The sequence below is a fragment of the Paenibacillus sp. FSL H8-0280 genome, from assembly GCF_045040665.1.
GTDB classification, from domain to species: domain Bacteria; phylum Bacillota; class Bacilli; order Paenibacillales; family Paenibacillaceae; genus Paenibacillus; species Paenibacillus xylanexedens_A.
The window spans coordinates 3,558,701-3,585,629 of the sequence record NZ_CP150296.1 but is presented as its reverse complement, the minus strand read 5'-3'; the positions used below and the strand labels follow the sequence as shown (position 1 = coordinate 3,585,629).

Here is a 26,929-nt window from a genome sequence, read left to right as displayed (position 1 = left end):
GGGCGTTCAAACATACCTTAGCCATGCAACCGAATAAACGTCATCGAGGTTGTTAGCGTTCTCTGCTGTCATTTTAAGTTAAGGTTTTAGACTGTATGATGCAATGACATATTCTCAAGCATGATTGATCAATTATCATATTGTGCTACCTTATAATGGCATCTTATTTTTTGCATATGCAGCCGCGCCGATCATCCCTGCTTGCCCGCCTAATTTCGCTTGCACTATTTTACATGCATCGGAAGAAAGCTTTAACGCATGATTCTCAACAGTATCACGCACTGTATTCAGTAATCGATCACCGGCTGCCGACATTCCTCCACCAACAATAATTACTTCTGGATTGAACAGATTGATTACATTGGAAAGACCAAATCCAAGAATCTCTCCTGTCTCATGCATAACCTCAACAGCAAGTGAATCTCCAAGATCGTATGCTTCCGAGATCATACGGGCAGTAATTGTCGTCCAATCCTCTCCCACCCATTCCATAATCATACTTGACCGGCCTTCCTCAAGCTTGTCTGTAAAGGTTTTGACGATGCCTATCGCAGATACGTATCTCCCCAGACAGCCCGAACTTCCACAACGACAAGGCCGCCCCTCCCGGTACATATTCATATGACCGATTTCGCCCGCACTTGATGTAGTACCGTAGAGAACTTTTCCGTCAATGACAATACCAGATCCAAGACCGGTGCCTAACGTAATCAATATCAGGTTTTTATACCCGCTGCCTGCACCGAACAGCCATTCACCATACAGATTTACCCGAACATCATTGTCGATATAAGCAGGAAATTCAAAATGATTTTTCATATGGTTAACGACATGAATGTTTTCCCAGTCTGGAAAATTAGGTGAAAATAGAGATAGTCCCTGCTCAGGATCTAATAATCCAGGAATGCCCATACCCATGCATAGAATAGATTCTGGCTGGATGCCCTCATATGTCAGCATCTCTTGAATAATGCCTACCATTCGATTTAAGACATGGAACGGCCCTTTTTCTGCCTCCGTAGGGTCACTTCTTTCATGAATTTTTTGAAACTCCACGTTGAAGATGGCGGACTTAATATTGGTTCCACCCAGGTCAATTCCGATTATGTATTTTCGCATAATAATCTCCGATCTCATTTATTTTGATACCAAGGAACGTTACCCTGCTTTATTCTCTGGATCATCCAACTCCCGCATATGCTCGACGGAGTCACTCACTATAGTATAGGAACAGAGTTCGAAATTGAACAAGCAATCTAAAGAGCGAGTTATCCTGATTGGAATCTTGGAGCTTAACCCCATTTCGAACTTTTGGGATTATTTATCAATACTTATATCTCCAAACAAAAGAAGTCACTAATTTAGTGACTTCTTCGGACATAAAGTTTCCTATTATAAATTTTCTTTAACCTAAAAGGTTTTGATTTATCAATCCTTAATTAAGGGTTCTATTAGGATGAAGTGCACGAGCCATTGCATCCATATAACCCTGAACAGCGCGCTGACTCACTTCTGTTTCTGGAGCAAGAATTTCAAAAAGGTGGAAGCAACCTGGATAGAGGTGAAATGCAACATCCACACCTGCTTGTGCTAGTCGTGCCACATACTCCATCGTCTCGTCCCGGAATAGATCGAGCTGACCTACACAAGTATAGGCTGGCGGCAATCCGGCCAAGCTATCTGCTCTAGAAGGTACTGCATAAGAAGAACTTTCAATGACATCGTTCGCCTCACCAAGGTACATATTCCAAGCAGCCACGTTGTCCGTTCGGTTCCAGATTGAACCCTCTTCTGTAATCTCATGACTAGATGGCGTGATGTTACGATTATCTAACATCGGGTACAATGGCATTTGAAAAATAATAGACGGACCTCCTTTATCACGTGCCATCAGCGCGAGTGCTGCTGTCAGCCCTCCACCTCCGCTAGCACCAGCAATTGCAACCCGATTCACATCAATGCCAAGAATTGCTGACTCCTCCGTCATCCATACCAATCCAGCATAACAATCTTCAATCGCCGCAGGATATGGATGCTCAGGAGCGAGCCTATAATCCACTGATACGACAATACATTCTGCTGTCTGAACAAAACGTTCGCACAATTTGTCGTCCATATCTGGATGTCCTAACACGTATCCGCCCCCGTGAATCCATAACATGGCTGGCAGTAAATCATTTGTTCGATCGGCAGGTTCATATATTTTGACAAGCATCTCACCTCCATCGCTCGGAATTTTCCGGCTGGTTGTGTTTACATGCTCTGATTTCCTCACCGATGCAGCCGATACTAAGTTTCTGCTCCACTCTAAATTTTTCTCCAACTCAAACCCTGGAAATTGTGAATAAACCTCTCTTAATTCTGGTAATATACGTTTCTCAATACTCATTATAATTCCTCCAAATATAATAATGAATTCGATCGTGTACGTTTTTTTAGTTAATTCTTATCTCATTTCAGCTTCCCACTTGGAAATTTCCTCTCGTACTCGCGGTGCAACCTCTGTACCGAGCAATTCTATAGCCCGCATTACCAACTCATGTGGCATCGTGCTTAAGGGAACATACATCATGAAACGTGTAATTCCTACATGTTTGCGCAGATGAATAATTTTTTGAGCAACTGTTTCCGGATCCCCTACATACAACGCACCATCAGAGCTGCGGGCAGCATCATAGCTGGAACGATCATAATATGCCCACCCCCGCTCTTTGCCTAGTTTATTCATGCCGTACTGAGTGGACGGGAAAAAGAGTTCTGCGGCCTTTTCTGTATCTTCTGCAACAAATCCGATAGAATGTGAACCTACCCGGAGCTGCGATACATCATGACCAGCATGAGTTGCCGCCTTTTTATACAGTTCTACAAGTGGCGCAAATTTCGTTGGATTACCACCGATAATTGCAAGAACAAGTGGCAGACCTAGAATTCCAGCACGTATGGCAGATTCCTGAGTACCTCCGCTACCGATCCATACAGGTATAGAATTCTGAACAGGACGAGGGTATACCCCCACATTATGTATCGCTGGTCGATGGCCTCCATTCCATGTTACTTTCTCGGATTCTCGTAATTTAAGAAGCAGTTCAATGTTTTCATTAAATAAATCCTCGTAGTCATGCAGGTTATAACCAAACAGTGGAAAGGACTCAATGAAGGAACCCCGACCCGCTATAATCTCGGCACGTCCATTGGAGAGACCGTCAAGCGTGGCAAAATCCTGAAACACACGGACAGGATCTGCTGAAGATAGGACCGTCACAGCACTTGTCAATCGAATTCGTTTTGTGAGGGGCGCCGCAGCGGACAACACCATTGCTGGTGAAGATGCTGCATAATCATCACGATGATGCTCACCTATGCCAAACACATCAAGTCCTACCTGATCTGCAAGGACGATTTCTTCCACGACTTCTCGCAATCGCTGAGCGTGACTCATGACAACTCCGGTCTTAGTATCAGGCTTTGTTTCTACGAATGAAGTAACACCTATTTCCATAATTAATCTCTCCTTATATTTTTCTTTCCTTAAGAGGAATGCTCAAGACAACGGATTAAAGCCGTCCAATCCAACTCACCATAACCATGGGTAATTCCTTCAGAGAGGTGTTGATGAATAAGCTGACCTAAAGGGAGTGGAGCTTGAACTGACTTGGCTGCCTCGATAGCTAATGCAACATCCTTTAACCCGAGCTTCATTTTAAAACCAGCTGGTTCAAAGCGCTGTTCGGTCATGATCGCTCCGTAGTTCTGATATACCGGAGATTGAAAAAGAGCATTCACAACATCCATATATCGGGACGGCTTAATGCCGTGCTTTTCAACCATGAGCTGCGCTTCCGACAAAGCTTCCAGCATTGAAGCAATTAGAAAGTTAACGCCTATTTTGATAATGTTACCTTCTTCGCCATGATCCCCAATCTCAAATATCTCTTGACTTAGTACTGTTAACATGGGAAGTACTCGCTGTCTTGCATGTTCCGGACCAGCTAAAATAATGCGCAATGTAGCTGCTTTAGCGGCATCCGGGCGCCCCATTACGGTGGCAGACACAAAGTGCTGGTGTTTCTCCGCATGCAAAGCGGATAATTTCCGAGCCAGATCTACGCTGATCGTACTGGCAGATACGTGAATTCCATTTTCAGATAATCCGTTCAGAACTCCATTTGGTCCCTCAACAATCTCTCTCAAAGCAGCATCATCAGATAACATGGTAATTACAAGATTACTTTCTTTCGCTGCCTCTAGTGGTGTTTGGACATAACGTGCTCCCTGTTTTATTAACGGTTCAACTTTTTCAGGGGTCCGATTAAAGATGACTACGTCATAACCCGCTTTCAACAGGTTTTGTGCCATTGGAAGCCCCATATTACCAAGTCCAATAAACGATACCTTCATTGGTTGCATCTCCTTATTGTTGATGGATTGTTTCGATAACGGAATGAATGTTCCAGAATGATTAAAAAAATTATGGTCTTACAGATACTCTTCAAATGGCACCTTCAAAATATGAGGAATATAATAACGGAACAATCATTCCAATATTGCTAAAAAAAATTATATCCCTGCAATTATATAGCTAATCATCTCTTTTGCACGTTCTGGATTTTGACCTGTTTTGGCCATAATATTTATGCTTTGATGTAAATTCAGCAATAAATAAGACAATGTTTCGATATCTGTTGTTTTATCTATCTCTTCCGATTGTTGGCCCTTCTCCAAAAGCTCACAAAATGCTTGTTCCAAATCCGAAAAACTAGTCTGTATCAAGACATTTATCTGTTCATCTGGTGACTCCAATGTTGTAGCTGTATTCGTTACAAAACATCCGCCCGGTAGGCTGGTATCGTATGCCGAAGCAATATGATACTCAAAAAATTGAAGAATTCCATCTCTTACGTTTGATGCTTGTTTAAGAATAGTCTGCTTATTGGAACTCCCTTTTTTATAATGCTCCAGGGCATCTCTGTACAAGGTTTGCTTATCGGAAAACGTATCATAAAGGCTGGATCGGCTAATGCCCATCACTTCCAGTAAATCCGGTATGCTAGCAGCCTCGTATCCTTTTTTCCAAAACAACAGCATTGCTTCGTGTAACGCTTGATTTTTGTCAAATTCTTTAGTCCTGGCGATAAGTAACACCTCCCGTTTCAGAAATATAACATATCTGAACTGATCAGTCCAGAAAAAGAATATTGCAGATAGTTGATCGCGAATTGAAAATTTATCCATTAAAGAAATATATATGCTATATTTGATAGGTAACTTAAAACATATTAAGGAAAAGAGGATGTTCTATGAAAAAAGTCTTTTTATCTTGCCTTGCCATGTTTATGTTTTTGATTTCATTTTCACCCGCGACTTCCGCTGCCAGTGGAGATCGGCTGATTTATGACATTATGTATAATGTCGCAGGTGGAGGGTTAGTGTCAAACAATAACAGGTTCTCGTTTCAATTTGATAATTATGGGGATGCGCAGATCTGGGACGTCAAATCACGTAAAATGATATGGCACAGTAACACTAAAGACACAAGAATACATAAACTCCAGATTAATTATTTCAGCGGGAAGTTGGTCATATCAGATCCGCAAAACACACCTTATTGGACATCCGATAACCTGGCGTGGGCTAAGGCATGGTACGGAGCAGACAATGTGCCAGCCAATCTTAGAGGCAATGTGCTCATTATGCAAACTGACGGCAATCTGGTGCTGTACAACAATGAAAATCCGGCCTTGGGCTGGTATCCTGTCTGGGCTTCGAATACAGGTGGACAACAGTAATTTGTTAATGGATTCATGCTCTATTCTGTCATGATGATGTAATGTGATTCCCATTATTACTTTGTTAAACGCCAAAAAGATCTCTTGTGCAGTGAATGCTGAAGAGATCTTTTTTTATTTTACATATAACGGTCAATTGCAACTCAAAAAAATTACACTGGATCTGGCGTTCCAGTCCTGCTTCTCGATTTCTTAAATAGTAAGATGGCAAGAAGTAAAGCAATGCTTACAGCTCCAAACCCCAACCAATTTAAGTACAGGACAGATGTACGACTGATCACAATCCCACCTAATCCAGATCCCAGTGCAAAACCAAATTGGATAAATGACGTATTTACGCTAAGGGCAATGTCGGGATTACGAGGTGCCAGTGTAACCAGATATAGTTGCTGGGCCGGAGATATGCTCCACGTTGCTAACATAAAAATCATTAAAACCAAGATTAACATGATAAGATTAACTCCAGCTAGAGCAAACAAAAGAAGAGTTACGCCTTGTAACAGAAGGCCTAGACAAATTGTAAACTTTGATCCCTTTGCATCTGCCAATTGTCCGCCCACTTTTGATCCGACAAAGCTGCAAATTCCCGCGAGAAACAGAACACCGCTTATCTCGGTCATAGAAAGAGTGGATGTAGCTTGCAAGAAAGGCGTAATATACGTGAACAGTGTCGAATAGCCGCCGATATACAATAATGTAATAAGCAAGGCAGTCAGAATGAGTGGATTTTTCAAAATGGAGAGCTGCATTCTGAGGGTGATCTTTTCTTCCTCTTTGATTGCCGGAACCTGCTTGTAGATAATAAGTAATGGAAGAACACTTAACAATCCAATGAATATAAATAGAACTCTCCACCCAAACATTTCACTAAAAAATGTGCCCAATGGGACACCGAGCACTAGCGAACTGCTTAGCCCCATCAAAATGATGCCGATGGCATTGCCCCTTTTTTCTTTTTCAACCAGTCGTGTCGATACGGCCATCGCTACTACGGTAGCCACTCCTCCGCTAGCCCCTTGAATAATTCGCACCCATAGTAAAGTTTCATAAGAAAGGTCAACAAGCATAAGTCCGTTGCTGGCAATAAACACACTGAGGGCGGACAACAGTAACTTCTTGCGATCCATATTTATTGTAATTGCAATGAGAATCGGAGCGATAATGGCCGCTGCCAGAGCAAATACAGTCACCAGTAAACCCACTTCGGAAGTAGATACGCTCAAGTCTGAGGCGATCATTTCAATGACTCCTGTAATAATGTATTCAAGGGTTCCAATCAGAAAAACAGCCAATGCCAAGATATATATAATCCATTTATTTTTCACTTTAATCCACTCCGTCTTCTCTAGTTATCTATTTAGTATTGGAATTTGTATTTCTATAAACTGTACATCTTGTTCTTGAGATAAGGGTAAATATAATTCCCTACCAGCTCCGTTCTCCTTGATCTGATAGTTATTATTCTCAATCCATGTAGCTAGATGAACACAGGCTTTACAGGCAAAGGTGGCATTGGAACGATAAGCTATGGTGGCCATCATGGGCTCGGCAGGAAGAGTCCGCTGTTGAAATGGGTCGGGAGGTGATCGCAGCTCACAGGTTAAGAAGTAACCTATTTCAAACTCGAACTCTTCCTCTTGTCCTGCGATTTCTTTCCACAAAACAACCTGAGGTCCGTCGATCAGTTGGCGCATTTCTTTTGTTAATGATTGATCAAACTGATGAAATAAACTCGGGATATCCTCTTCCCTCCCGCACCCTGTCTGAAAAAGAAACTGCCGAGCACCCTCCTCTTTGATTCGAATTTCTTGTCCAGTTTCGACGTGCCCCTCTTCCTCTATAAGCTGCATGCGTTCCTCAATCCGGACGAGTTTGGCTTGTTCCGTATCGATAATCTGCTGAATTTCGCTTCTTTTTAGCTTAAACATGCCTTGAATATTCTCCAATGTAATATGCTCCTGTAACAGCTGTGTGATTTGTGGCAACGTGAACCCCAATTCTTTATAAATGAAGATTCGGTTAAGCTCGAGAAGCTGATCTGCGGAATAGTAACGGTAACCCGTATCGTGATCTACCTTTCTCGGCTTAAGTATGCCAATCTGGTCATAATAACGCAGTGTTTTTAATGAGACCCTACTTAGCTTGGAAAACGCACTGATTTTGAACAACATATCATCTCCAATCTTTTAACATAATGCGAGTATATAGTTTCCCGTACAGGGGAAAGTCAAGGGTGTATATGCTTCTCATTTGCCTAGCTAAATCAACCACCGTCCTTGTCATCACTCTATGTTGCTGTTAAATGTAAGTCAAAGAACCGTTTCTGAATGAAACGTTCATTTTTTTTGAACAAAAAAATGCCACTCATCGTGGCATTCTCTTGGTACGCATTCAATTATCCTGCTCAGGCAGGTTTGTATTATTTTCCGGTTTCAGCAAATGTTTTAATGCGTTCCCCGATCTGGTCACGAACCCTTTGGAATACGGCCCATTTCTCTTCATCTGTACCTTGCGCTTTGGCAGGATCATCAAATCCCCAGTGTTCTCGCTTCACATGTGGAGGCGTCATTGGACATTTATCTGCTGCATCCCCACACAACGTGACTACGAAATCAGCGTTGTTCAACAACTCTGAATCAATGATGTCCGAGGTTTGAGTTGAAATGTCCAGATCAACTTCGTTCATGGCTTCAACCGCTTTTGGATTCAGACCGTGGGCCTCAATTCCTGCGCTATAGATATTCCAGTCCTCACTCAGATATTTCTTGGCCCAGCCTTCGGCCATTTGACTCCGGCAAGAGTTACCTGTGCACAGGAAGTACAGTGTTTTTTTACTCATGTTCATCGTCTCCTCGTTATTTGAATTATAGATTGCTTTTATAGAATGCTTAACCACAGATACAGACCCACTAGCGTAATAAACAGAGTCGGAATCGTGATTATGATACCCGTCTTGAAGTAAGTGCCCCATGAGATTTTGACACCTTTGGTGCTAAGAACATGGAGCCAGAGAAGGGTCGCGAGTGAACCAATTGGGGTAATCTTGGGACCTAAGTCCGAGCCAATAATATTGGCATAGATAAGCGCCTCCCGAACAGTCCCTGTAGCTGTGGTTGCATCAATGGCAAGCGCATCAATCAACACGGTAGGCATATTGTTCATCAGGGATGAAATGATTGCCGCAATAAAGCCCATACCCATTGTTGCAGCGAACAATCCTTGATCAGCCACAGCCTGAATAACTACGGCCAACAGATCGGTCAAACCTACGTTACGTAGACCATAAACCACGACATACATGCCGATGGAGAAAAATACGATGGCCCACGGCGCTTCTTTGACAACCAATGTAGTTGGTACAGCAGAACTCCGGGAAGCCATGATCAGGAAGAATATCGCAACAACACCTGCTACAAGAGATACAGGAATACCGACGAATTCACTGGTGAAGTATCCAATGAAAAGAACCCCCAACACCACCCATGACAGCCGAAACATTTTCATATCCTTAATGGCAGATACCGGAGGCTTCAATTCACTGGCATCAAATCGTTTGGGAATACTCTTGCGGAAAAAGAGATACAGTACACCGATACTCGCCGCCAGCGAGAACAGATTTGGAACAAACATCCTTCCTGCATACTCCATAAACGTAATACCAAAGAAATCTGCAGACACAATGTTGACCAAGTTACTTACAACCAGCGGCAAGGAAGTTGTATCCGCAATAAATCCACTGGCAATAATAAATGGAAATACTTTTTTCTCATCGAAATTCAGTGCACGTACCATGGCTAGAACAATCGGTGTCAGAATCAGTGCGCCTCCATCGTTGGCAAAGAAAGCAGAAACCACCGCTCCCAGAATGGAGACGTAGACAAACATTCGTACACCATTGCCATGAGCGGCTTTGGCCATATGTAAGGCAGCCCATTCAAAAAAGCCAATACGATCCAGAATTAATGAGATCAGAATGATTGCCACAAAAGCAAGCGTGGCGTTCCATACGATTTGTGTCACATCCCATACATCTTCCAAATTGACCACACCCACAAATAAAGCAAGGATTGCTCCGCCGCAAGCAGACCAACCAATGGACAGGTTTTTAGGCTGCCAAATAACGAGTACAAGTGTAATCAAAAAGATGATGCAGGCTAACAGCGTAGAAAACAAAACCATATACCCCCTTTCAGTTCATCTTAATTTTGTATTTGTATATAATGATATGCTTATATATTGAACAAAAATTAATTACACCCTGAAGTAAAGTTTTCTTTATTTAACGATTTAAGAATAGTTGCTGTATCCGGCATCAATTCCAGGACAGATGTAATATAGGGTGTATTCTCTACATTTAAAGAGTAGTATACCCACTGACCACGTTTATTTTCTTTAACCAAGCCTTGATCCTTCAGCTTGCGCAAATGTTGACTAATTCCAGGTTGTGACATGTCTAAAATCTCTACAAATTCACACACGCACCATTCACGTTCTTTGAGGAGTGTAAGGATCGTAAGACGTGTTTTATCACCCAGCAATTTAAGCTTATCCGCTACCTCTTGCATAGAATCCATAGCACTTCCTCCTTCGACTACATATAAGTGTATGCTTATATTATAATATCAAAAAAATGAAGTCAATGTTTACTTGATGATTAAGTCCAAAAAGCGTTGGTTCGAATTCGAATCAACGCTTTTTGGAGTTTGTGATTAATTTTTAAATAAACAGGTTATGATTGGCTTGTGATGCTTGTCCAAGATAGTAACCGACCCCACCAATCTTGACTTGGTCTATTAATTCTTCACGCTGAATTCCCATTAAATCCATGGACATTTGGCAGGCAACGATCTCTACTCCTTGTGTAATTGCGCTCTCAATCAATTCCTCCAACGACGGCACTTGATGTTTTTTCATCAAACCACGGATCATCTTCGGGCCTGCTCCAAGCATATTCATTTGGGACATGCCAAGCTTCTGGCTCCCGCGAGGCAGCATCATATCAAACATACGGCCGATCATAGTTTTGGATAACTTCTGCGGTTGCTGCTTACGAATAATACTCAATCCCCAAAAAGTGAAAAATAGGGTTACTTTCCGTCCACTCGCTGCTGCCCCATTAGCAATAATGAGTGAGGCGATCGCTTTATCCAGATCACCACTGAAGACAACCATCGTGCTGGCAGGATCGCTGATGGGGGAATCCGATACGGGTTGTGCTGTATTTTTTACAATGACGGACTCAATGGTACCGCCTTTCATTCTTTCCAACTGCAAGATTGTGGAACCCGACATCGTGGCCCATGCTTTGACATCTTCATAGAAGCCTGGATCGGAAGCTTTCACGCGAAGGGTTTCCCCGTTCGAGAGTTGATCCATTTTTTGCTTCACTTGTATTAGCGGACCGGGACAACTTAATCCGCATACGTTCAAGTCATGATCAATACGTTGCGGCTGTGTTGAGGCAGTGGGAATAGACTTTTTTTCCTTAACGTCCACCGCAGGATCATGATGATCTTGTTTTGCAGCAGTAAAGGGAGCAGGCTTAAACTGGGCTTGACGGTATGTTTTATAACCACCACTCAAGTTTTTCACGCTAAAACCATGCTGACGCAAAATTTGCGAAGCGGTGTAACCACGTAAGCCGACTTGACAGTATAGCCAGATTTCTTTGGATGGGTCTAATTCATCTAACCGTTGACGAAGCTCATCAACTGGAATAGAGAGTGAATCCGGAATATGACCATTTTGATGCTCAATTTCACTGCGAACATCCAGAAGTATCGACTGCCCCGGCTGACGATCAGCCAGTTGATTATAGGTGAACGTCTGAACACGTCCGGTAATCATATTCTCTGCTGCATATCCAGCCATATTCACGGGATCTTTGGCAGACGAATAAGGAGGCGCGTAACTCAGTTCAAGCTCTGTCAAATCCCGGACATGTCCTCCGAAATGAATGGCTACAGCAATATCATCAATTCGTTTATCCACTCCATCATAACCGACTGCTTGTGCGCCCAAAATTTTACCTTCCGGAGTAAACAGCAGTTTAAGAGTAATTGCGCTTGAACCCGGATAATACGATGCATGAGAAGCAGGGTGTACGATAACGGTTTGATATTCCACGCCGAGACGCTGCAGTGTTTTTTCATTACTGCCTGTCGTGGCTGCGGTCATTCCAAAGACTTTGATAATGGACGTACCTTGTGTTCCTTTATAGGTAGAAGGAAGCCCTGCGATACGGTCAGCAACAATACGGCCTTGTTTGTTGGCAGGGCCGGCAAGTGGAATCGTTGCCTTCGTACCATGAATGGTTTCCGTAACTTCGATGGCATCCCCAACAGCATAGATATGTGGCACACTACTTTCCAAGGCTTCATTTACGATAATATGTCCACGTGCACCCAGCGAAACGCCGCTATCTTTCAAAAAATAGGTGTCCGGCGTTACGCCTATCGCAAGAATAACCATGTCAGCTGTCAACACATGACCATCGGCAAGTTCAACCCCTATGCCCTGCTCTAGGGAATGAAATCCCTGAACACGTTTGGAAAACAGCAGGTTTACACCATGATTCTCCATTTCCTGTGCTAATGCGGCTGCTAACTCGGTATCATAGGGTGTGAGTACTTGTGCGTTCCCCTCAATCAGCGTTACATCCAGACCAGCTTCCTTTAAATTCTCAGCCATTTCCACGCCTATAAACCCACCGCCTATTACGATCGAAGATTGGTTGTTAGAAGAACTCACCTGTTCTTTGATCCGATCAATATCAGGAATACTTCGTACGGTATAAATTAGTGGATTGTCCTTGCCCGGCAGATCGGGAATGATCGGTTTTGCACCTGGTGACAATATCAACTCGTCATAGCTTTCTTCATATGCACCGCGCTCCTGGGATTGTATCTTAACCACTCGCTTCTGCGAATCAATAGCTACGACCTCACTTCTTGTACGCACATCGATACGAAAGCGATCTGCCATCCCTTTTGGCGTTTGCACCAGCAGACGCTCTCGATCATCGATTGTGCCACCTATATAATAAGGTAAACCACAATTGGCAAATGAGATATAGGGTCCCTTCTCGAAGATAATAATTTCGGCATGTTCATTCAGACGGCGAAGACGTGCAGCTGCAGATGCCCCTCCAGCTACACCGCCAACAATGAGTACTTTTTTGCTCATGATTCACAATCATCCTTTTCAAATAAAGTTTTGATAATCTGTTCAACCCGTTGATCGGCAAGCACATAGTTCACTTCAAGACCATTCCGCTCCGTAGCAACAATACCTGCACTACGAAGTTTCTGGAGGTGTTGTGAGACTGTTGATTGGGGAAGATCCAGACATTCCTGCATATAAGAAACATTACATTTTTTTTTCATCATCAGTCCCCGCACAATGCATAAACGAATGGGGTGAGACAAAGCTTTCAGCAGATTAGCTGGTTCATCGAACAACTGTTTAATGTTATTGCTGTCAAAAGCGGGAGTGTTCAAAAGTATTCCTCCTAAATCGTTATATCGTAATAATACGATTTATTGATTCTTCTGTCAAATGTATTCTGGAGTTAATGCGTTTAATAAGTTCCATACACGCTCAACCCTACTGTTTTGGCTTGTTCCAGGTGGATGATAAAAATGCCTGCCAAAACCGCTAAAAGCGACATTTGACAGGCAATCATGCTGTATCAGTTCTTCATAAAATAGTGATTTAACTGAACGTTTTATGTTAGAGTATGACCGGCTGAATCAGTCCGTCCTTACCAAAAAGAATCGGGTCCATACATATTTCGCGGTGATACCCCTTTCCAGATGAAAATCTGGATAGTGGCGTTACAAAACGGTGATAGGCAATCCGTAGTTGACCGGTTTCATTTTCATTAAAGATACAGTGATGACCTGTTCCCAGCATGCCCTTCTCCACATTTTTGCTCAGGATTGGGTATCGATAGGTAATTGGACCATATAATTGCTCTGCCGTACCATAATTCACATGATAGTCTTCGCTACCTGTGTCATCACAGGACCATGTAAAGTGGTATAGTCCACCCTGCTTCAACACGGTTACCGCCTCACGAAAATCATGCAAGCCCGCCAGATTGCTCATTGTGTCCTCAACGACACTTATCATGTCTTCACCAAGCTCCACAATGGCACCATGTCCATTGCCAAATAGCAGATACGGTCTTCCATCATCTTCGACATAGATGGAGGGATCAATAGCTTGGCCCATAGCAATGCCCAGACGTTTCAACTGCTCCATTGTGATCAAAGGTTGCGACTCGGCCAGGAATGGACCAATCGGTGTATCCGCTACAGCAACGCCAATGGCACTGTCGCCGTTCCGCATTTTGCCACAGAAATAAAAATAGAACTTTTCGTTACGGCTGGCAATTGCCGGTGCCCAGGCATTACCGGTTGCCCAGGCGACATCCTCTGTTCCCAGATCAAGGCCAATGCTTCAGGTCTGAAGAAGAAAACACTTTGAACTGTGTCCCTGACCACCCCTCGAAGCCATCTGTTGTCGGATACATATAGTAACGATCCCTAAACTGTGCGACATCAGGATCGGCATATTGTCCGGGAAGCACCTGATGACCATCCCCAAAAGCCGCGAGAAGCCGGCTGCACTCCTCAGCTGTGATTGGCAGGACACTTCCATGCCGCTTTTGAGTCGTTCCCATATCGAATTCACCATCAGGGACGATTCGGAATTCTCCACTTCCCAGATCCGTAGTCAGCAGAGGAAGATAACCCTTGCCTTCAGCAAATCGATCAACAATCAGACACCATTCCTCCCGGTCATTGAATTTAAAGATTTGAGGTCCCTCCACACCTGCCATAGCCTCCAGTACCGGAGCTTGAAGTGTAACAAATGTCCCTTTGTCGAGAGAGACTCCTTTTTCTACCCGTATGTTTTTGGTTGTTTCATCCTTGGAGTATCGATAATAAGAGCCATCCGCAGGAAGAATCGTTGTATCAATAATATGATTATCCCGCTCAATGTATTTTTCCGATGCAGAGAACGTACGAAAGTCTTTTGTGCGAGCACTGTATATTTTTTGTTTTCGTTCTTGCTCCTGTAGTTCCTGCGTCGCAGAAGCCCAGAATACAAGAAACTCATCTGCCATTTCATCATACACAGCTTCTGGTGCCCAGACACATCCAGCGCCCTCAACACCTAGTGTAACGTTCCATGGGGATGACCAGTTCACGAGATTGCTGGATTCCCATATAATTACGTCACGGCTCCCGGCATTAACGGCATGAGTCCATCCTTTGCCGCTTGCGATGCGGAGATCCGTAGCAATCAGATAAAATTTATTATCCTTGACTGAACGAACCAGAAACGGGTCCCGTACCCCCTTTTCTCCAAGGTCGGAAAACAGCACAGGCGATCCGCCATTAAGGTCCTTCCAGTGAAGACCATCCTCGCTATAGGAGAAATAAACCTGCTCTCCGTCTGGTTGTTCGCCAATAAAATGTACAAAGAGATACCCATCATAATTTGGAGTTGTTTTGGTCAATGATAAAGAGCCTCCTGAAAATGAAATTGATTGTATACTAACAGTAATATAAAAATGAAAGCGTTCTACTTATGTTGTATCATACTTCAAAAACAGCGGGATGAGTATATTTTTGTAATCTCGTATGTAGAAGATCATGTGAATCTTTCGCCGGAAACATATGTCCTAATTGGAATGTTTGACTTGCTCCTCATGCAAAAAAAATTAAAGTTATCGCCGTATTTGTTTAATTTACATCAGGTATACAAAGTTCTTGGTGTTCATTTACATATAAATGCTAATCTTCTTAATGATGAACAAATGAATATAGATTCATGCATTCATTTTTGTTGTTGAGATATTACGAGGAGGAATCATTGTGAAATTATCCAAAAGAGTATTACCAGCGGTAGCGCTGACTCTGGCTGTATCGGCTTCTACTCTCTTGTCTGCCGGACAAGCAAGTGCCGTTCAAGCTGTAAGTGTGGAGAAAAAACAAATCAAGAACATCATCTTCCTCATTGGGGATGGCATGGGGACCTCTTATACTTCCGCCTACCGTTATATGAAAGATGATCCTTCAACTAAGGGCATGGACAAAACCGTATTCGACCCTTATCTGGTTGGAGCACAAATGACCTATCCGGATGATGATAAACAAAATGTAACGGATTCCGCTTCCGCAGCAACGGCCATGTCCGCGGGCGTGAAAACATACAATGCGGCCATTGCCGTTGACCCTGAGCAGAAGGAAGTCAAAACGGTACTTGAGCAGGCCAAAGACAACGGCAAGTCCACCGGACTCGTGGCTACATCGGAGATCACTCATGCCACACCAGCTGCATTTGGTGCCCATGATATCAGTCGAAAAAATATGGATGCAATTGCGGACGATTATTATGATGAGTTGATTAATGGCAAGCATAAGGTGGATGTACTTCTGGGTGGAGGGAAATCCAATTTTGTACGCGAGGGTCGTGATCTGACGAAGGAGTTCCAGAAGGCCGGATTCAGCTATGTGACGGATCGTTCCTCTCTCCTTGCTGATAAGAATCAACAAGTTCTTGGACTGTTTGCGGACGGAGGGCTGGACAAGTTGATTGATCGTACTGCTGCAACTCCATCATTAGCTGAGATGACCAATACAGCGATTGATCGCCTCAGTTCGAACGACAAAGGATTCTTTCTAATGGTCGAAGGCAGCCAGATCGACTGGGCAGGACATGATAATGATATCGTTGGCGCGATGAGTGAAATGGAAGATTTCGCAGCAGCATTTCAGGCAGCTATTGATTTTGCCAAAAAAGACGGTGAAACACTTGTCGTAGCTACTGCCGACCACTCCACGGGTGGACTTACGCTTGGAAAAGACGGAGAATACAACTTCTTCGTAGACCCGATCAAAGCTGCACTGCGCACACCTGACTTCATGGCAGCACAAATTGCAAAAGGTGCTTCGGTTGAAGAAACACTGAAAAGTTATCTGAAATTGGAGTTGAAACCTGAAGAGATTCAATCGGTGAAAGAAGCAGCCCAAACTGCGGATATAACAAAGATTGATAATGCCATTGAAGCGATTATTGATAACCGTTCATTTACGGGCTGGACAACAGGTGGACATACAGGTGAAGATGTTCCGGTCTATGCCTACGGTCCGGCAAGTCATCGCTTCGCCGGTTTGATCGACAACACAGATAATGCCAAGATCATATTTGATATTCTCAGCAAGCACCAGTAAAAAAAATCCCTAAAAATTTCGGGTAAAACTTTGAAAAAGCTTAAGCCCTTGTCTCCAGTTGTTGCCGATGGAGACAAGGGCTTTTAATTGATCATTCGTGTACTTGACGAAGTGTTATATTATCTTCCCTTGACTTTTAATACATTCTTTATACCAGTAGAAAGAATCTTTTTTAACTCGCTTTAATGAACCCTTTCCATCATTGTCTTTATCGACATAGATTAAGCCATATCTCTTTTTCATCTCTCCTGTTCCGGCACTGACAAGGTCAATGCAACCCCAAGGAGTGTAACCTATCACTTCGACCCCGTCTTCCAGAATCGCTTTTTTCATCTCACTCACATGCTGTCTAAGGTAATCAATCCGATACGGATCATGCACTGACCCATCCTCTTCGAGCGTATCCACTGCGCCTAAACCATTCTCTACAATAAATAGCGGGATCTGATACTTATCATACAGCCAGTTTAATGTAATCCGGAGACCTACCGGATCAATCTGCCATCCCCATTCACTGGCAGGCAAGAGCGGATTTTTATAACCGCTTATTTCATTCCCCTCACTCTTGTCCTGATCGGTTGGATTAGCCATAACGACAGAGCTGGAGTAATAACTGAATCCGATATAATCTACGGTTCCTTCTCTCAGAATCAATTCATCCTCAGGAGCAGTTTCAATTTCCAATTGATGCTGCTTCAGGAACCCATAATATGAGCGTGGATATTTGCCTCTGACATGTACATCGAGAAAGAAGTAAGCTTGTTGAAGTTTTTTGACCTGGGCAAGCACATCATCAGGGTCGCATGTAGCTGCGTATGATGTTGGATGAAGGAACATGCCGCCGATCATAAAGTCCGGGTTGATCTCTTTACCAAGCTTGACTGCTTTGGCACTGGCTATCAGCATATAATGCGCAGCCTGGTACATGGTCTGAAGTTTGTTTTCCCCATCGTTCCACTGAATGCCTCCCGGCTTCCATGGCTTGCGCACAATCATATTGATTTCGTTAAACGTCATCCAGTACTTAACCCTTGTCCGATATCTGGTGTAGACTGCTTCGCAGAAGTTTAAGTAAAAGTCAATCAATTTACGATTGCGCCATCCCCCATATTCCGTCACTAGATGATATGGCATTTCGAAGTGAGATATGGTGACTACTGGCTGAATCCCGTATGCCAAACAGGTGTCAAACAAGTCATCATAGAATTGCAGACCTTCCTCATTCGGTTCCGTCTCATCTCCGTTTGGAAATATCCGAGTCCACGCGATGCTGGTTCGAAAGCATTTGAATCCCATCTCATGAAACAACTGAATATCTTCCTTGTATCTTGTATAAAAATCACTAGCCTGATGACTAGGGTAATATACATTTTCCTCAATTCCCTGTGTAATTCTTCGTTCCAAGCCATGTGTTGCTGCTGTCATGACATCTGCAACACTGACTCCTTTGCCGCCCTCATTGCATCCACCTTCTAACTGGTTGGCCGCTGCAGCGCCTCCCCAAAGAAAGTCTTCAGATAATTTACTCATATTAACCACCTCTAAGCGTGAATGCGTAACAATGCTTCGTTTTGGACAACTCGATCCTCAGCAATCTGCTCAACACTCTGATATTCAAAAGTATTTGATATAATGATGGGCACGACCGTATCAAATCCTGCTGCCCGAATAGCTTCATGATCATATTCGATCAGCAGATCTCCTTGCTTAATCACCTGATCCTGCTGCACATAAGCTGTGAAATGCTTTCCTTTCAACTTGACGGTGTTAATCCCTACGTGAACAAGCATCTCCACTCCTTCATTCGACATCAGTCCAATGGCATGTTTGGTTGGGAACAGCGATACAACTTTACCGTCAAATGGCGCGTATACTTTGCCATCGATTGATTCAACTGCAGCACCGCTCCCCAGAGCAAAGATGGGATCGTCGATTTCCGTTATATTTTTAACTATCCCGTTAATCGGAGAGCCAATGATTAGTGTTCCGGTTGGTCGAGTCAAAGCATGGGATTCTGAGGTCGACGTAATCACATTAGCGGCAGCAGAACCATCTGTTCCATTGCCAACACTTGCAGTAACTGGAGCTGGAATCTCTTCTTCAATTCCCCAGATCAAGACGGCAACCAGTGCAAGCGTAATGCTGATTGCTACCCCGATAATGATGTGTATATAACTGTCAGCGATATAGGTTGGCAAGGCCAGGATACCTGGCAGAATCAGAGCCGTTGCTCCTCCACCCCAGAAATTGATGTAAGCTGCTCCGATACCTCCTGCAAGCATTGCACAGATAAATGGGCGCTTGTACTTAAGGTTGAATCCGAAGATAGCCGGTTCGGTAATACCAAACATCGCCGTTACACCACTGGATAGAGCACTGGATTTGCTCGCTTTATGTTTCAATAAGAGGAATACACCAATACATGCCCCGGCTTGAGCCAGATTTCCAGTCAAGTTCGCAGGTGAAATTACCGAGTATCCATATTCAGCAATCAGCTGGCTGTTAATTGGAGTAATCGCGTAATGCATGCCAAATATAATTAGAAGGGGTCTGAATGTTCCAAATAAAAATGCACCAATGACGCCATTCACCGTATACAAATACGTTACAATTTGAGCAACTCCACTGCCGAAGTAGGTTCCTAAAGGTCCGAAAACAATTAATCCAAGTGGAACCATAATGAACAACACAATCATCGGCACAAACAAAATTTTAAACATATCGGGTATTCGCTTATTAACAAATCGGTAGACGTAGCTCATCACCCAAACCGAAATAATAATCGGAATGATCGTTGATTTATAGTTCACGAGCAATAATGGAAGGCCGAAAAAGCTTAAACTGGTAACACCCGTCTCTGCCACTTTTGCTGCACCTTCCATAATGGTGGGATACATGTAAGCCCCGGCAAGGGCCACAGCCAGATATTCGTTGGTTTTGAACTTCTTGGCCGCGCTGACTGCAAGGAAGAAGGGGAAAAAATAGAAAATAAGATCGCTAATCAGACTAAAGGTTTGGTACGCACCACTTGTTGTCTCAAGAAGATTCATTGTCGTCAGGATTGCAAGCACAGACTTCACCATACCGCACCCAATCAACACTGGAATGACTGGCCCGAATATACCTGCCACCGTTTCCACGACTCGGGAAATCACATTCTTTTTTTGTTGTACTGCTTTCACTTCAATGTCCTGATTTTCCAAGTCAAGCTTTTCACTTACTGCGTCAAAAACGCTTTTCACTTTTGCGCCAATGATGATCTGTAACTGACCGCTGTTAAACTGGGCTCGCAGGACACCTTCCAGTCGATCAAGCGCTTTCAAGTTAACCTGAGACTCATCTTTTACGTTGAATCTCAATCTGGTTGCACAATGCGTGGCATACGTAATATTATCCTGTCCAATGTTAGCGATAATCTCCTTAGCCAATTCCTCTGTTTTCATATGATTCCCCCGCCCTCTTAGCTGTCTTTACTTGCCTCCGGCAAAGTTGTATAACATCTTTTCACGTAGGCCTGATGTATCTTTGCCGAAGATTTCTGCAATTTTGTATGCAAATGGATAAGGTGTTGCAGGCCCTTGGCTTGTAACGAGATTCTGGTCAGCTACGACGACTTCATCCTTGAAGATGCCGCCAATCAATTTCTCAGCGTACCCTACATAACCTGTTACCTGTTTGCCCTCAATGACCTTTGCATCGGACAGTACCACCGTACCGGAACACATTGCGCCAATGTACTTATTGTTCTGATTGAAGTACTGCACCATGTCAATCACATCCGGATTTTCCTTCAGGTTTTGTCCACCTGGGCGGCCTCCCGGCAGAACGATCATGTCATATTGCTTTACTTCTTCGCCAAAAGGTTTGTCTGCTTCTACAAAGATGCCGTGCATGCCCTTAACCAGCTTATCGCCAAAATAAAACGTGTCACAGGTTAATCCAGCTCTTCTCAAAATATCAACAATCGTCAGCGTTTCGCCCTCTTCGTAACCTTCCGCCATCAATACTGCTACTTTATTCGTCATTTCAGTTCCCTCCTATTCAGCATCAAATGCATTGAAATATACCATACGATTTTTGACAGCCATACTGTCTCCGCCTAAGGCATCCACTAATGCAAAAGCGAAAGCATAAGACGTCGCGGGGCCGCGGCTTGTAATCAGATTTCCATCTTTAACAACAATATCTTCTTTAAAAGTACCGCTCGTTTCAATTTTCTGATCATAACCTACATAAGCGGTAAAATTTTTGTTCTCCAACACACCTGCTTTGCCTAGTGCAAGAGGTGCTGCACACATGGCTGCTACATATTTGCCGGACTGATTCATTTCCTGAATAAGTTGAATTACACGGTCATCATCACGAAGATTAGCGGCCCCGGGCATTCCTCCAGGGAGTACAATCATATCGTAGGTTTTAGCATCTTCACTGATGAGCGCATCAGCCTTGACCACGATGTCATGACTACCACAAACCATTTCACCCGCTGTACTAATCATGTGACATTCGATATGTGCTCTTCTCAAAATATCAACAATCGTCAGGGTCTCACTTTCTTCAAATCCTTCTGCTAATAGAACTGCAACTTTACTCACGCACATAACCTCCTGTTAATTATATTTTGGAGCAGACATTTGCATATTGCTCACGCTTACACCGCTATGGACATCGTGAATACATTCATAATTTATCATAGATATTCGCAACCCCAAAGCACATTTAGATTGCTTGTATGTAACTAATAGTTGCAGTATGATGATCTTTAACCGTGATGCATCTATAGTATTTACATCAGAGTCACACAGAAGATTACCTCAGGAGGTATGCATGCTTAATAACTATAAATATTTTTTGATTCTGTCCGAAGAGTTAAACATTTCCAATGCAGCGAAACGACTATATATTTCCCATCAATCACTCAGCAAATACCTAAAAAGCTTAGAAGAAAAACATGGTGTTGCGTTCTTCGAAAGAAAACCTAAAATTGCGCTGACAGCAGCGGGGAAAATTATGCAAGATACGCTTCGTCAAATTGAGTTGCTGGATCAAAACATGGAGAATCAACTTACTGATCTTAAAGAGGATAAGACAGGCACGATTCATTTTGGCATTACCGAAGGCCGCTATCCCATTATCGTGCCGAAATTATTAAAAGAGTTTTATGCCCTGCATCCTAAAGTGGAGCTTAAAATTCATCGTACAACCTCACCGCAAATGCAGGAGATGGTGTTAAACAATTCACTGGATCTGTTTCTCTCGGGTGTGGACAATATCGTAACGCAAAATGTAAAGTATGAAACGATTCTGCTTGAGCAGATGTACATGGTAATCTCGGACAATTTGCTCAAGCAGTATTTCCCTGATCAATATCCCGAGTGCATCGAAACATTTAACCAGGGTGCGGATTTGAGTCTGTTTCAACATGTACCCTTTGTTCTGAATAAGAAAAACTTCAATTCCCGTATTTTGCTCGATAAACATCTCGCTGAACGTAACATATCCCTGCATTGTATTAACGAATTGACGCAACCGGATATCCATCACCTTTTGTGTGCTGAGGATTACGCAGCCAGTTTTTCATTAACGATGTATCTTTCAGGGATTCATGCATTAAATGAGTCTAATCATACGAATTCTCACCTTCATGTATTTCCAATCGCTGATTTTTCTTATCTTCACCCGCTCGCATTGATCTATCACAAATCTAAAATTTTCCCCTCTTACGTAGAGGATTTGAAAAAAATAGTCAAACGTTATTGCACCCCTTCATTACATCAAAGCAATTGAATCATATTGGCGTTCAATTACTTATGTGCATACAAAAGTTGAGTTAGTGCAGTTAACTTGTGCTTGAGTTCAACATCATGACAACTTTATATTTCTGTTATGTAAACTTCCCGTGTATTTGCGGATTGAAGTCAAAATAACGAGGTGAACTGTTGTGAATCATATGATTGTAGAACTTGCCAACTACATAACCCGTCTTCAATATGAGGATCTCTCCGAGAGGGCTATCGAAGTAGGTAAACAGGTAATACTGGACTCTTACGGTAATATGGTATTTGGTCGATACTCTGAAACAAGTGAACGTATTTTGGAATACGCAAGATTGGCAGACTCTATTATTAAAAATGAAGACTTGGTCTCATTGATTGGTGAACAGGATGTCCGCACTAGCACAGATCATGCTGTCTTCATTCATACCATGATGGCACGTTGTGCAGACCTGGATGACGGCTATCGCCACGCCATGGGCCACCCTGGATCTGTGCTTGTTCCGCTCCTGCTAAGTATGGCTCAGCTCCACCGAAACGATGGGAAACAGATGATCACCGCCATTGTTGCGGCTTATGACGTATATGCTCGGTTAGGCGAAGCGATCAATCCATTTATGTACCGGGAAAAAGGATTTGATGCTACCGGGGTATGCGGTGCTGTCGCAGCAGCGGCCTTGGTAAGTAAATTAACAAATGCAGATGCCAAGCAGACCAAGGATGCGATGGGGATTGCTTCTCTGTTCACAGGAGGTTTGATTGAATATCAGAATGATGGAACTTCAGGGAAAATTTTATGCAGCGGCTGGGCGGCATTGACCGGATTAAGGGCCGTGAGACTGGCATCCTGTGGTTTCACAGGTCCTGATGCAGCTTTGGAAGGAAAATATGGATTCTTCCAGGCCTTCAAAGGAACAAGCGGGCATTGTGACACAAGTCATGTGCTGGAAGGACGGGGAACTGATTTTAAAGTGACTGACATTTATTTCAAACGTCATGCCTGCCAGCGTGGATTACACGCCACTCTGGATGCTATGTTGGAACTTCGCGAAGACTATAGTTTAACACCATCCAAGATCAAGTCTGTTGATGTGAGGACCTCTTCATTTGTATATCGTCTGACGAATCCTAAGCCCAAGACCGCAATCGGAGCACAGGCCAGCACACAATTCACTTCAGCCGTGGCTCTCAAATACGGTCGTATGGACTCAGAGGAATTAATATTCAATAGCTTCACCGATCCGGAGGTTCAGGAGCTGGTGCAAAAAATTACAGTAACCCTGGATGATGAAGTGCAGCAATATCTGGCTGATCATCCGACTCATTTTTGCGCTGCCCATGTTGTTATAACAACACATGATGGCAATATATATGAACGGTGGATGCCTGTACCTCTAGGCGATATGGAAACTCCGTTTGGCTGGAATATGCTTGAACAGAAATTCAATCAATTTCTTTTAGAAACACCATTTAATGGAACAAAACAAGAACGATACGAGTTTATTCGTAATCTGGAACATATGAATCATGTGGATAAGCTGCTCCGTTTTTAAACGAATTTAAACTGCATTAATGTAAGTTTACTAAATGCGCTAAAAAAGGTCGCTTACCCTTGTTGGATAAGCGGCCTTTTTAACGTTTGGACTCACACATGCCTATTTCGAATTTGTTAATATGCATTATATCCCATGGAGTTGGTTACCTTATACAAAACCACTTGTATTGAAGTGAGAGAAATCCGATAAATGCTGATGCCGCTTATAGTGAAACTACAGAAGTAACAAAGCTTTGGAGGAAAATGGCATGTTAGGAAACATTCTGCTGGGTATGGTCATTCCCATTATAGTGGGTGTATGGATTCTGCGTCGGAACTTTACAATCCTTATTCTATATTATCCACTTGGTGTGGCTATTTCAGCATCCATCAACAATATCGGGTTTAATTACTTCTGGAACATTCTTCCGAATACACATAATCAATCCTTGGCTGCTCTTCCAATGGATCTTGGAATCTATCCGATTGCCGGCTGTCTGATGATGTATACGATTTTTGAAAAAGGTGCCAAGCCATGGTTGGCGATTTTTGTTGCATCATTGTCGCTGACATTAATCGAATGGGTTGCCAAAATGATGGGGCATGTTCTTTATTTTAATGGATGGAACATTCTTTGGACCTTTTTGTCATACCTCCTGCCATTTGTTCTTGCTTATGGTTACAGCAAATTATTGAGGTATACAAAGTGAAGTTATACTGAAGCTTTCCACTAATAAGGCAGGACAGATGATATGGGTTAACGCTGATGGGTATACGTGCATATCTTAACTCATATTCGTCTTGGAGGGATTCGTAATGTATGTGGCATATCCTTATGGTTACAGGTACACTTTTACTCCGGTATGGGCAACATCATCAGCCGAAGCACTCGAATTAATCAAAACAGCTGTGCAAGGAGAACGAAACGATGAGCTGTTCTATGATTCACTGATTCAGTTGTCACCCGATGCCAATCAGGCTGCCATCATCACGAGCATCCGTAATGATGAACGAGGACATAATCAAATGTTCCGCCAAATGTACAAGGATCTGACAGGCCAGGAGATTTCGGGTGTAAGCAGTGAGCCAGTTGAGACGGTACCCTCTTATCTTGTCGGATTGCAAAAGGCGTTTCAGGGTGAATTGGCGGCCGTGGAAAAGTATAGAAAAATATGGTTTGGTCTCCCTTATGGCATATATAAAGACACGGTGTGGGGAATCATCCTGGACGAACAGAAACATGCGGATAAATATAACAATCTGATTACCTACAATTTGCCGAGATAGTCATGTATGGGATAAAAAACGCGCGTATTCTTTTAAAAATGAAAATTGAAATCAGCAAAAAATCAGTGAAGAATTAAAGCTCACTGGTTTTTTGCTTTGCCGAGTCGCTCTTTTATAATCCTGAGTTTAAATGCACTCTTCCAACGTATCAGGTTCCACATGAACGTGAACGGTGTATACGTCATGTTCCTCCATTAACTCGTTCTCCACGTCTGTACAGATATCGTGTGCTTGTTGAAGATCCAGCTCAGCATGGACTGTTATGACAACGTCTACTACAACGTTATTGCCATAATTCCGCGCTCTCACGTCTTTAACTGTCTCTACGCTGTCAATTCCGGCAATCGTTTTTTTGTACTCCTGAATCAGTTCAACATCAAAACCGTCCGTCAGATGATGTGTGGCTTCCTTGAAAATGTCCCAAGCAGTCTTGCAGATTAGGAAACCTACGATGACAGCCGTTACAGGATCCAGCCATGGGAGGCCGAACTGGGAACCCACGATCCCAATGACCGCACCGGTGCTCACCCAGGCATCGGAGATATTATCTCGAGCTGCAGCCATGACCGCCTGACTTTTAATACGGGAAGCAAGTCTCTTGTTATAGCGATAGACCACATACATGACAACCGCGCAGAAAATGCCTGTATACGCGGCGATGATATCCGGAGATTCATGTGTACCCTGAAACACAGAACCAATGGCTTGAAACAGTACTTGTAAACCTACTGCCATCATAATGAAAGAAGCAACAAGTGACGCAACGGTCTCTGCTCTCCAGTGACCATATGTATGATCTGTGTCGGCTGGGCGTTGGGCAAGCTTCAAACCGATCAGTACAGCTATTGAGGCCACAATATCGGTGGCATTGTTTAATCCATCCGCCTTGAGCGCTTCTGATCCGGCCATATTGCCAACGATCAGTTTTAATACGGTCAAACATATGTAGGCGATAATGCTGATGATAGCTCCGCGCTCCCCCAGCTTTAGATTATCGTATTTAAGTTGATCCACATGATATCCTCCTGCAATCTTCAATTCAAGCACGTGTATGATGGTACCATTGAAGATTTGTGTGGGTCTAGAGAAACGTTTTGAGTGTGACGAAACATAATCTGAACGCGGCAATTTTTTTACGAGCATCCAAAAAAGTTGGATTTGGCAAACTTAAGTGATTAATGGGTGGTAAGAGGAAGGTGGCCGACTGCCTTCCCTTGTAACCACACTTTCTTACACTTAGACACAAAGAGCCAAATGGATCGTTCTGATCCACTCGGCTCTTAGCGTTATTTTACAATCATT

25 protein-coding genes are annotated in these 26,929 nt (G+C 43.2%); 6 read left to right on the top strand and 19 right to left on the bottom strand.

The features are described from left to right. Positions 1–150: 150 nt before the first annotated feature. The 5 genes from MHI12_RS15865 to MHI12_RS15845 form a co-directional block, all read right to left on the bottom strand. Positions 151–1,119: an ROK family protein gene (locus MHI12_RS15865; RefSeq protein WP_405169672.1), complete on the bottom strand. Its 969-nt coding sequence runs from the start codon at positions 1,117–1,119 to the stop codon at positions 151–153. A 316-nt stretch (positions 1,120–1,435) separates the two neighbouring features. Next, complete coding sequence (locus tag MHI12_RS15860; RefSeq protein ID WP_405169671.1) at positions 1,436–2,389, bottom strand: alpha/beta hydrolase; 954 nt, start codon at positions 2,387–2,389, stop codon at positions 1,436–1,438. A gap of 57 nt (positions 2,390–2,446) precedes the next feature. Then, the gene (locus MHI12_RS15855; RefSeq protein WP_405169670.1) at positions 2,447–3,499 is read right to left on the bottom strand and encodes an LLM class flavin-dependent oxidoreductase; all 1,053 of its coding nucleotides are present in this window, start codon (positions 3,497–3,499) and stop codon (positions 2,447–2,449) included. Positions 3,500–3,528: 29 nt separating this feature from the next. After that, positions 3,529–4,398, bottom strand: a complete 870-nt coding sequence (locus MHI12_RS15850) for an NAD(P)-dependent oxidoreductase (protein ID WP_405169669.1) — start codon at positions 4,396–4,398, stop codon at positions 3,529–3,531. Between the two features lie 159 nt (positions 4,399–4,557). Then, positions 4,558–5,232, bottom strand: coding sequence for a TetR/AcrR family transcriptional regulator (locus MHI12_RS15845; protein WP_405169668.1), 675 nt, complete (start codon positions 5,230–5,232; stop codon positions 4,558–4,560). Between the two features lie 65 nt (positions 5,233–5,297). On the opposite strand from MHI12_RS15845, the gene MHI12_RS15840 reads away from it, so the two are divergent. Then, positions 5,298–5,786, top strand: a complete 489-nt coding sequence (locus MHI12_RS15840; protein WP_405169667.1) for a hypothetical protein — start codon at positions 5,298–5,300, stop codon at positions 5,784–5,786. A gap of 152 nt (positions 5,787–5,938) precedes the next feature. Here MHI12_RS15840 and MHI12_RS15835 read toward each other — a convergent pair whose 3' ends face one another. The 9 genes from MHI12_RS15835 to MHI12_RS15795 form a co-directional block, all read right to left on the bottom strand. Next, on the bottom strand, positions 5,939–7,111 hold the full coding sequence (locus tag MHI12_RS15835) for an MFS transporter (protein ID WP_405169666.1): 1,173 nt from the start codon (positions 7,109–7,111) through the stop codon (positions 5,939–5,941). A 24-nt stretch (positions 7,112–7,135) separates the two neighbouring features. Then, on the bottom strand, positions 7,136–7,954 hold the full coding sequence (locus MHI12_RS15830; RefSeq protein WP_339199987.1) for a helix-turn-helix domain-containing protein: 819 nt from the start codon (positions 7,952–7,954) through the stop codon (positions 7,136–7,138). A gap of 251 nt (positions 7,955–8,205) precedes the next feature. Then, entirely contained in the window at positions 8,206–8,625 is a 420-nt protein-coding gene (gene arsC / locus MHI12_RS15825) for an arsenate reductase (thioredoxin) (protein WP_047843093.1), read from the bottom strand. A gap of 38 nt (positions 8,626–8,663) precedes the next feature. Continuing rightward, complete coding sequence (locus MHI12_RS15820) at positions 8,664–9,965, bottom strand: arsenic transporter (RefSeq protein ID WP_405169665.1); 1,302 nt, start codon at positions 9,963–9,965, stop codon at positions 8,664–8,666. Positions 9,966–10,033: 68 nt separating this feature from the next. Beyond that, positions 10,034–10,360, bottom strand: a complete 327-nt coding sequence (locus tag MHI12_RS15815; protein ID WP_253508665.1) for a metalloregulator ArsR/SmtB family transcription factor — start codon at positions 10,358–10,360, stop codon at positions 10,034–10,036. Positions 10,361–10,502: 142 nt separating this feature from the next. Beyond that, the gene (locus tag MHI12_RS15810; protein ID WP_405169664.1) at positions 10,503–12,971 is read right to left on the bottom strand and encodes an FAD-dependent oxidoreductase; all 2,469 of its coding nucleotides are present in this window, start codon (positions 12,969–12,971) and stop codon (positions 10,503–10,505) included. After that, positions 12,968–13,285 (bottom strand): ArsR/SmtB family transcription factor, encoded by a 318-nt coding sequence (locus tag MHI12_RS15805; protein ID WP_405169663.1) that lies wholly within the window; start codon positions 13,283–13,285, stop codon positions 12,968–12,970. Before MHI12_RS15805 ends, MHI12_RS15810 begins: the two co-directional genes overlap by 4 nt. Positions 13,286–13,517: 232 nt before the next feature. Further along, positions 13,518–14,183 carry a family 43 glycosylhydrolase gene (locus MHI12_RS15800; RefSeq protein ID WP_405173006.1) on the bottom strand — a complete coding sequence of 222 codons (666 nt, stop codon included), beginning with the start codon at positions 14,181–14,183 and terminating at the stop codon, positions 13,518–13,520. 52 nt (positions 14,184–14,235) lie between these two features. Continuing rightward, a complete protein-coding gene (locus MHI12_RS15795; protein WP_405169662.1) occupies positions 14,236–15,315 on the bottom strand; it encodes a 1,4-beta-xylanase in 1,080 nt (359 codons plus the stop codon). A gap of 358 nt (positions 15,316–15,673) precedes the next feature. Here MHI12_RS15795 and MHI12_RS15790 point away from each other — a divergent pair, with 358 nt between their 5' ends. Further along, on the top strand, positions 15,674–17,032 hold the full coding sequence (locus MHI12_RS15790; RefSeq protein ID WP_405169661.1) for an alkaline phosphatase: 1,359 nt from the start codon (positions 15,674–15,676) through the stop codon (positions 17,030–17,032). Positions 17,033–17,146: 114 nt separating this feature from the next. Here MHI12_RS15790 and MHI12_RS15785 read toward each other — a convergent pair whose 3' ends face one another. Genes MHI12_RS15785 through MHI12_RS15770 form a run of 4 tightly spaced genes read right to left on the bottom strand, consistent with a single transcriptional unit; the run spans position 17,147 to position 21,627 of the window. Further along, entirely contained in the window at positions 17,147–18,562 is a 1,416-nt protein-coding gene (locus MHI12_RS15785; RefSeq protein ID WP_405169660.1) for a 6-phospho-beta-glucosidase, read from the bottom strand. A gap of 11 nt (positions 18,563–18,573) precedes the next feature. Continuing rightward, complete coding sequence (locus tag MHI12_RS15780; RefSeq protein ID WP_047843086.1) at positions 18,574–20,475, bottom strand: glucose PTS transporter subunit IIA; 1,902 nt, start codon at positions 20,473–20,475, stop codon at positions 18,574–18,576. A gap of 27 nt (positions 20,476–20,502) precedes the next feature. Next, on the bottom strand, positions 20,503–21,057 hold the full coding sequence (locus tag MHI12_RS15775; RefSeq protein WP_036615521.1) for a DJ-1 family glyoxalase III: 555 nt from the start codon (positions 21,055–21,057) through the stop codon (positions 20,503–20,505). A 12-nt stretch (positions 21,058–21,069) separates the two neighbouring features. Further along, positions 21,070–21,627: a DJ-1 family glyoxalase III gene (locus MHI12_RS15770; RefSeq protein WP_353882985.1), complete on the bottom strand. Its 558-nt coding sequence runs from the start codon at positions 21,625–21,627 to the stop codon at positions 21,070–21,072. A gap of 232 nt (positions 21,628–21,859) precedes the next feature. Here MHI12_RS15770 and MHI12_RS15765 point away from each other — a divergent pair, with 232 nt between their 5' ends. The 4 genes from MHI12_RS15765 to MHI12_RS15750 all read left to right on the top strand — a co-directional run bounded on the left by MHI12_RS15765 (position 21,860) and on the right by MHI12_RS15750 (position 25,627). Continuing rightward, the gene (locus tag MHI12_RS15765) at positions 21,860–22,819 is read left to right on the top strand and encodes a LysR substrate-binding domain-containing protein (RefSeq protein WP_405169659.1); all 960 of its coding nucleotides are present in this window, start codon (positions 21,860–21,862) and stop codon (positions 22,817–22,819) included. Between the two features lie 163 nt (positions 22,820–22,982). Further along, a complete protein-coding gene (locus MHI12_RS15760; RefSeq protein WP_405173005.1) occupies positions 22,983–24,359 on the top strand; it encodes an MmgE/PrpD family protein in 1,377 nt (458 codons plus the stop codon). Positions 24,360–24,609: 250 nt separating this feature from the next. Next, entirely contained in the window at positions 24,610–25,050 is a 441-nt protein-coding gene (locus MHI12_RS15755; RefSeq protein ID WP_405169658.1) for a hypothetical protein, read from the top strand. 106 nt (positions 25,051–25,156) lie between these two features. Continuing rightward, positions 25,157–25,627: a ferritin family protein gene (locus tag MHI12_RS15750; RefSeq protein WP_405169657.1), complete on the top strand. Its 471-nt coding sequence runs from the start codon at positions 25,157–25,159 to the stop codon at positions 25,625–25,627. Between the two features lie 126 nt (positions 25,628–25,753). On the opposite strand, the gene MHI12_RS15745 is transcribed toward MHI12_RS15750, so the two are convergent. After that, positions 25,754–26,641 carry a cation diffusion facilitator family transporter gene (locus MHI12_RS15745; RefSeq protein WP_405169656.1) on the bottom strand — a complete coding sequence of 296 codons (888 nt, stop codon included), beginning with the start codon at positions 26,639–26,641 and terminating at the stop codon, positions 25,754–25,756. Positions 26,642–26,929 lie beyond the last annotated feature (288 nt).

What these genes read in the sequence shown, in the direction of transcription:
- MHI12_RS15755 (WP_405169658.1), top strand. Translation starts at nt 24,610, where the DNA reads ATGTTAGGAAACATTCTGCTGGGTATGGTCATTCCCATTATAGTGGGT.
- MHI12_RS15810 (WP_405169664.1), bottom strand. Translation starts at nt 12,971, where the DNA reads ATGAGCAAAAAAGTACTCATTGTTGGCGGTGTAGCTGGAGGGGCATCT.
- MHI12_RS15850 (WP_405169669.1), bottom strand. Translation starts at nt 4,398, where the DNA reads ATGAAGGTATCGTTTATTGGACTTGGTAATATGGGGCTTCCAATGGCA.
- MHI12_RS15780 (WP_047843086.1), bottom strand. Translation starts at nt 20,475, where the DNA reads ATGAAAACAGAGGAATTGGCTAAGGAGATTATCGCTAACATTGGACAG.
- MHI12_RS15775 (WP_036615521.1), bottom strand. Translation starts at nt 21,057, where the DNA reads ATGACGAATAAAGTAGCAGTATTGATGGCGGAAGGTTACGAAGAGGGC.
- MHI12_RS15860 (WP_405169671.1), bottom strand. Translation starts at nt 2,389, where the DNA reads ATGAGTATTGAGAAACGTATATTACCAGAATTAAGAGAGGTTTATTCA.
- MHI12_RS15785 (WP_405169660.1), bottom strand. Translation starts at nt 18,562, where the DNA reads ATGAGTAAATTATCTGAAGACTTTCTTTGGGGAGGCGCTGCAGCGGCC.
- MHI12_RS15865 (WP_405169672.1), bottom strand. Translation starts at nt 1,119, where the DNA reads ATGCGAAAATACATAATCGGAATTGACCTGGGTGGAACCAATATTAAG.
- MHI12_RS15750 (WP_405169657.1), top strand. Translation starts at nt 25,157, where the DNA reads ATGTATGTGGCATATCCTTATGGTTACAGGTACACTTTTACTCCGGTA.
- MHI12_RS15845 (WP_405169668.1), bottom strand. Translation starts at nt 5,232, where the DNA reads ATGGATAAATTTTCAATTCGCGATCAACTATCTGCAATATTCTTTTTC.
- MHI12_RS15840 (WP_405169667.1), top strand. Translation starts at nt 5,298, where the DNA reads ATGAAAAAAGTCTTTTTATCTTGCCTTGCCATGTTTATGTTTTTGATT.
- MHI12_RS15820 (WP_405169665.1), bottom strand. Translation starts at nt 9,965, where the DNA reads ATGGTTTTGTTTTCTACGCTGTTAGCCTGCATCATCTTTTTGATTACA.
- MHI12_RS15760 (WP_405173005.1), top strand. Translation starts at nt 22,983, where the DNA reads ATGATTGTAGAACTTGCCAACTACATAACCCGTCTTCAATATGAGGAT.
- MHI12_RS15765 (WP_405169659.1), top strand. Translation starts at nt 21,860, where the DNA reads ATGCTTAATAACTATAAATATTTTTTGATTCTGTCCGAAGAGTTAAAC.
- MHI12_RS15855 (WP_405169670.1), bottom strand. Translation starts at nt 3,499, where the DNA reads ATGGAAATAGGTGTTACTTCATTCGTAGAAACAAAGCCTGATACTAAG.
- arsC (WP_047843093.1), bottom strand. Translation starts at nt 8,625, where the DNA reads ATGAGTAAAAAAACACTGTACTTCCTGTGCACAGGTAACTCTTGCCGG.
- MHI12_RS15815 (WP_253508665.1), bottom strand. Translation starts at nt 10,360, where the DNA reads ATGGATTCTATGCAAGAGGTAGCGGATAAGCTTAAATTGCTGGGTGAT.